This is a genomic window from Synechococcus sp. R6-5 (assembly GCF_047461775.1).
Lineage (GTDB): Bacteria > Cyanobacteriota > Cyanobacteriia > Thermostichales > Thermostichaceae > Thermostichus.
In genome coordinates this window covers 1-6,103 of record NZ_JANSHV010000248.1, presented here as the reverse complement: position 1 = coordinate 6,103, position 6,103 = coordinate 1, and the positions used below count along the sequence as shown (strand labels likewise).

Sequence of the window (6,103 nt, the reverse complement as noted above, 5' to 3'; positions counted from 1 at the left end):
GCCTCCGGCACCCTACCGGGAACCGCACCGCTTCGCGATACGCTGAATAAAATGGGTTGCAGTGGCCCCTTATAATTTTTTCTGGGTTCTCTGCCGCAATTGACCTCACAGCTTTTTCCGGCGACACTTGCTACAGCCAATGCAGAGATATCTACTTGGTTATAGGGATCCCACCCATTTTGTAGAACTTCATGAAATCAGAAAAAGCTGTACCCCTCTCCTAGCGCACCATGGCTTTGCAACTTGAACCCGCCAGCCCGCCAGAAGTGGCCGTCTATCAGCCCTATTACGCTGTTGCCCGCCGACAGTACCTAGCCCTCGCGGTGGGCCTCTACAAAAAAGCCAGCCTGGAAGGGCAGAGGGCCATCGAGGGAGAGGGGCCTGTCCGCTTCTTGGCCAGTTGGCATACGTCCCCGTTGCCTTCGGATCTGACGGTGGTTCAGGTGATCTTTGCTCAGGATGCAGATCTCACCTATCAGCTCTCCATCGCCAACTACGAGTTTGTGGATTATCTGATTGATGTCGTCTCTTTGGTGCAGCGCGGACAACAGCCGGATTTCTCCACCGCCTTTTACAAGAAACTGATGCGATATGAAGATTGATCTGGGTTGCTCAGCCACCATCACTCTCTACGACACCACACTGCGGGATGGGGCCCAGCGAGAGGGTCTATCGCTGTCGGTGCAAGACAAGTTACAGATTGCCAAGCTGCTGGATCGGCTGGGGATCCCGTTCATTGAAGGGGGCTGGCCAGGAGCCAATCCCAAGGATGTGCAGTTTTTCTGGCAGATGCGGGAAGAGCCCCTAGAGCAAGCCGAGCTGGTGGCTTTTTGTTCTACCCGCAAGCCGGGGCGGCGGGCGGCAGACGATCCCATGCTGCAGGCCATTTTGGCGGCGGGCACCCGCTATATAACCGTCTTCGGCAAGTCTTGGGATCTCCACGTCACCGAGGGCCTGGGCACCACGCTGCAGGAAAACCTGGCCATGATCCGCGACACCATTGCCTATCTGCGATCCCAGGGGCGGCGGGTCATCTACGATGCCGAGCACTGGTTCGACGCCTACCGCCACAACCCCGACTATGCCCTGCAAACCCTAGCGGCAGCGGCGGCGGCGGGGGCGGAGTGGCTGGTTCTCTGCGATACCAACGGCGGATCCCTGCCCCATGAGATCGCCCAGATTACCGCAGCCGTCTTGGCAGAATCCCATCACCTGCAGCACTTGCCCCTAGGGATCCACACCCACAACGACTCCGGCACTGCTGTGGCCAATGCCCTGGCGGCGGTGCAGGCAGGGGCGCGCATGGTGCAGGGCACCATCAACGGCTATGGGGAACGCTGCGGCAATGCCGACCTGTGCAGCGTCATTCCCAACTTGCAACTGAAGCTGGGCTATCGCTGTCTGCCGCAAGAGAAGCTGAAGCACCTGACGGAGATCTCCCGCTCCATCAGCGAGGTGGTCAATTTGGCCCCGGATGACCATGCGCCGTTTGTGGGCCTATCGGCCTTTGCCCACAAGGGTGGGATCCACGTCAGCGCCGTTCAGAAAAACCCTCTCACCTACGAGCACATCGCCCCCGAGCAAGTGGGCAACTGTCGCCGCATCGTGGTCTCAGAACAGGCGGGGCTGAGCAACATTCTCCACAAAATGGCCGGATTCGGGATCCGGCTGGACAAGTCGGATCCACAGGCGCGCTTGATTTTGGAGCGGCTGAAAACTTTGGAGCTGCAGGGCTATCAGTTTGAGGCTGCTGAGGCCAGCTTTGAGCTGTTGGTGCGGGGCTTGCTGGGACAACGCTCCCATCCTTTTGAGGTGCTCAGCTTCAACGTGACGACCACCACCCGCTCCGATTGGAACAGCAAAGACCGGGATCCCAGTGGCGAGGCAACGGATGTGCAATCGTTGGCAGCGGTGAAAATCGCGGTGCAGGGGCAGACTCGGGTGACGGCGGCGGAAGGCAATGGGCCGGTGGCTGCTCTGGATGGGGCGCTACGCAAAGCGCTGCTGGAGTTTTATCCCCAACTGGAAGCGATTCACCTGTCTGATTACAAGGTGCGCATTTTGGATGGGCGGGCCGGCACCTCGGCCAAAACGCGCGTGCTAGTGGAGTTTAGCGACGGTCACCGCCGTTGGACAACGGTGGGGGTTTCCACCAACATCATCGAGGCCTCCTGTCGGGCTTTGGTGGAGGGCTTTGAGTATAGCCTGCTGCCGCCCAGCTCTCCTTTGCCGGCTGCGGCAGAGCACCGTTCTTCTCCGCTGGCTGCAAAAACGGCCTCCCCTTGAAGAAAAACCTTCAACTGGCTTTACCCTGGCAGCGCCCCTCTACCCCAGCAAGCTAAACCGTAACCACGACAGCTATGCGAATCATCGGCCTGACAGGCGGAGTGGGCACGGGCAAATCCACGGTGGCCCGCATCCTGGAGCAGCACGGGATCCCAGTAGCCGATGCAGATCAAATGGCCCGCCAGGCCTTGGCGGTGGGATCCCCCATTCGCGAGCGGGTACTGGAACGCTATGGGAAGGCCATCCAAACACCCTCCGGGGATCTGGATCGCCGGCGGTTGGGCCAGATCGTGTTTGCAGATGCCGCTGAGCGGGCTTGGCTAGAGGCCCAAATCCACCCTTTCGTTAGAGCTCAACTGCAAGATTTTCTGTCCGCGTTGGCGGAGCAGAGCTCTAAAGTCCATGGGGTGCCGCTTGAGGAAGAGCCTGCCTCCCAAAAGCGTAGCGGGGTAGGATTTTCTTCTGGGCAGGGATCTCAAACCGTTTGTCTGATGATCCCGTTGCTGTTTGAAGCCCACATGGAAAATTGGGCCAGCGAGATTTGGGTGGTGACTTGCACTCCAGAGCAGCAGCGGCAACGCCTTGCCCGCCGGGATCTTCTTACACCGGCAGAAATCGAAGCTCGCATCGCCAGCCAGTGGCCTTTGGCGGAAAAAGTGCGCCGTGCCGATGTGGTGCTGGACAACTCCGGATCCCTGGCTGAGCTGGAAGCCCAGGTGAAGCAAGCTTTGGCGTCGGCGGGCCAGAGGCCATTTGCCTCACCCCCGCGGGCCGGATACAGTGACGGGTAGGGTCTGGTGGGACGGATCCCTTGGTATCCATGTACGGATGGGTTGAGGGAGAAACGATGCAGGAAGCAGGCTGCGTTGGCGAGACGGAGTTTGCTCAAGCTCTGGCCGCGCGGGAGCGGGAAATCCAGCTTTTGCGAGAGCGCAATCGCATCTTGCAGGGCCAGATAGACCTTCTGGAGCTGCGCCAAGAAAAGCAACACCGGCAAATTCGCAGCTATGAGGCGGAGATCGAGCAGCTTTACCAAGAGAAGCAGTTGCTGGAGCAGATGATTCAAGAGTTGCCAGAGCTCTACCGGCGCAAGCTGCAGGCCCGCCTTCAGCCCATTCGCGAGCGCATCGCCGCCATCCAGGCCGAGAATCGCCAGCTTAGGAAGGAGTTGTACCAGCTCAGCTACCGCGTGCAGCACATAGATCAGCTCGACTCGCCCGGCTGGATCCAGCTTCCCTCTCTGCGTCGCCGGGATCCCAAGTCCTCAGCGGAGCGGAGCACAAAAGCTCTGCCGGTCTCCCCCCCTGGTGTCCAGCCCTGCTCTTGATGGGCAAGGAGGGATCCCGCCATCGAGAAGCCAGAATAGGAGAGCCCCGGTGGGATCGCGTCAGCAGAGCAGAGCTCTTGCGCGGTTCCGGTTGGGGCGCTGCTTGCTTGGAGATCCCGGAAATGGCCACCGCTGGCAACTATGAACCCCTGCATTTAAAATACCGCCCGCAGCGCTTTGCCGATGTGGTCGGCCAAGGAGCGGTGGTGCAAACGCTGGCCAATGCCATCCGGCTGGGGCGGGTGGCGCCTGCCTATTTGTTCTGCGGGCCGCGGGGCACGGGAAAAACCTCCAGCGCCCGCATCTTGGCCAAGTCTTTGAATTGTGAACAGGGGCCGACGCCGGATCCCTGCCAGGCGTGCAGCCAATGCCGCGCCATCACTGCGGGAGCCTCCCTGGATGTTCTCGAGATTGACGCGGCCAGCAACACCGGCGTAGACAACATCCGCGAGCTGATCGAGCGGGCCCAGTTTGCCCCGGTGAACAGCCGCTACAAAGTCTATGTCATCGACGAGTGCCACATGCTCAGCAATGCGGCCTTCAACGCCTTGCTGAAAACTCTTGAAGAGCCGCCCCCCCGCGTGGTATTTGTCCTGGCCACCACTGACCCGCAGCGGGTTTTGCCCACCATTGTTTCCCGCTGTCAGCGGTTTGACTTCCGCCGCATCCCCCTCGACGACATGGTGGCCCACCTGGGCAAGATCGCCGCCCAAGAAGGGATCCCTATCACGCCGGAGGCGCTGCAACTGGTGGCCCAACTTTCCCAAGGGGGCCTGAGGGACGCCGAACGCCTGCTGGACCAGCTCAGCCTCTTGGAAGGATCCATCACCCCGGAGGCGGTTTGGGACTTGGTGGGCGGGATCCCGGAACAGCAGCTTTTGGCTCTGATGGATGCGCTGCTGGCTCAGGATGTGCAGGCGGTGCTCAGCCAAACTCGGCAATTGTTGGAGCGGGGCAAAGAGCCCTTAGCCCTGTTGCAGAACTTGGTGGCCCTTTACCGGGATCTGCTGCTGGTCAAGACAGCCCCCCGGCAACGGGAGTTGGTGGCTGTAACGGACTCCACCTGGGCAGCCCTGCAGCAACGGGCCCCTCGCTACTCGGTGGAGATACTGCTGGCAGCCCAGAGCCATCTGCGCCAGTGTGAGCCGCAAATTCGTCAAAGCGGACAGCCCCAACTGTGGTTGGAAATTGCCCTAGTGGATCTGCTGGGCCAGCTGCGCCCAAGCATGGTGGCTGAGGATTCAGCGGAACGGAGTCCTTTCCCAGCCCTTGACCTATCTCCTGCACCCCAGAGAACTCCCCCGGACGGGACAGCCCCTCCGGCCCCTGCTGCGACCATCAGCCCATCAAGCCCATCAACTGTTGGTGAGATAGATGAATTAACTGTTGGGCCTTCAGCCTCCCCTGCTGTTGCGTCGAGCCAGAAGGCAGATCGCGCTACTCGGACGGAGTCCTCGGAGCAGCCCAGAGAACCGGCAAGGGACGCCGCCACAGTCAAGCTGCTGCGCCCCCACTGGGACGAGTTCCTCAAGCGCCTCTCTCCCCTCACCAAGGCTCTGATGGGATCCGGCCACCTGCACCAAGAGACTCCTGAGGCAATTACCCTCGCCTTTCCCAGCAAGGGTTTGGTGGAAAAAGTGCGCAGCAAAGAAGCCGAACTGCGGTCGGTGCTCCACAACCTGCTGCAGCGCCCTGTGCAGCTCAACTTGATTGTGCAGCGCTCCAGCGGGCCGCATGTTTCCATTCGCGTCAGCGGTGCGGAGTCCTCGGCATTGCCCAGCCGAGAAAAAGACCTGCCCCCCGCCCCCCCAGATCCTGTCACCACGCCGGGGTTGCAGAGCGACAACACCAACAGTCGTGCTTCCTCAAGGGAGCCCAGAGCAGAACCGCAGAGCCACGGCCTTGCCCAGCGACAGCAACATTCCCCTTCTGACTCCAGCCCACCTTCGCCAGAGCCTGAGCGGGACAATCCTATGGGTGGCCCCAAGGTGGCCGGCTTGGCAACCCAAGGACTTTTTCCTGCCGGTGCGAACAAAGTGCTCCGCACCGCTGTCGCGACCGATTCTCCAAGTCGTGCAGAGCGCCGCGACACCCTGCACGGTGGGCAGTCCTTCGAGCTAACCCAGGAGCTGGCGGAGATTGCCCGCCGTTTTGCCGACCACTTCAACGGCAGCTTGGTGGATTTGGAAGGGGTGTTGGAGTCTGACGTGACGGGATCCACGGAAGAGCTCTCCTCAATAGAGGCTATAGAAGCCGAGGGATCCCCTGACCTGCTCTCCGGTGAGACCTACGGCTCGCCAACAGGAGCAGAGCCGTCCGCGTCAGCGGGGCGGAGTCCTCATCCCCTAGACTTTCCCAATCCAGTAAGGAATCCGTCCTACCGGCGTGAGCAGTCTTCTCAGCTTGCCGTTCGCCTCAGCGGGACGGAGTCCTTGGAGGAGGAGGTGCCTTTTTAAGCGCTATCTAGGTCGTGTTGATCTTATGTTAGGA

Annotated in this window: 5 protein-coding genes; all 5 read left to right on the top strand. The window is 60.7% G+C overall.

The annotated features are described in order from the left end of the window. The first annotated feature begins 230 nt into the window (after nt 1-230). The 5 genes from ebsA (at nt 231) to NW818_RS12205 (ending at nt 6,069) form a co-directional block, all read left to right on the top strand. On the top strand, nt 231-602 hold the full coding sequence (gene ebsA / locus NW818_RS12225) for a type IV pilus biogenesis protein EbsA (RefSeq protein WP_414406956.1): 372 nt from the start codon (nt 231-233) through the stop codon (nt 600-602). After that, complete coding sequence (cimA, locus tag NW818_RS12220; RefSeq protein WP_414424704.1) at nt 592-2,286, top strand: citramalate synthase; 1,695 nt, start codon at nt 592-594, stop codon at nt 2,284-2,286. The genes ebsA and cimA overlap by 11 nt, the downstream gene beginning before the upstream one ends. A 74-nt stretch (nt 2,287-2,360) precedes the next feature. Further along, nucleotides 2,361-3,077: a dephospho-CoA kinase gene (coaE, locus tag NW818_RS12215; protein ID WP_414424703.1), complete on the top strand. Its 717-nt coding sequence runs from the start codon at nt 2,361-2,363 to the stop codon at nt 3,075-3,077. 29 nt (nt 3,078-3,106) lie between these two features. Further along, on the top strand, nt 3,107-3,613 hold the full coding sequence (locus tag NW818_RS12210) for a hypothetical protein (protein ID WP_414424702.1): 507 nt from the start codon (nt 3,107-3,109) through the stop codon (nt 3,611-3,613). Between the two features lie 122 nt (nt 3,614-3,735). After that, nucleotides 3,736-6,069: a DNA polymerase III subunit gamma/tau gene (locus NW818_RS12205; protein ID WP_414424701.1), complete on the top strand. Its 2,334-nt coding sequence runs from the start codon at nt 3,736-3,738 to the stop codon at nt 6,067-6,069. The last annotated feature ends 34 nt before the right edge of the window (nt 6,070-6,103 follow it).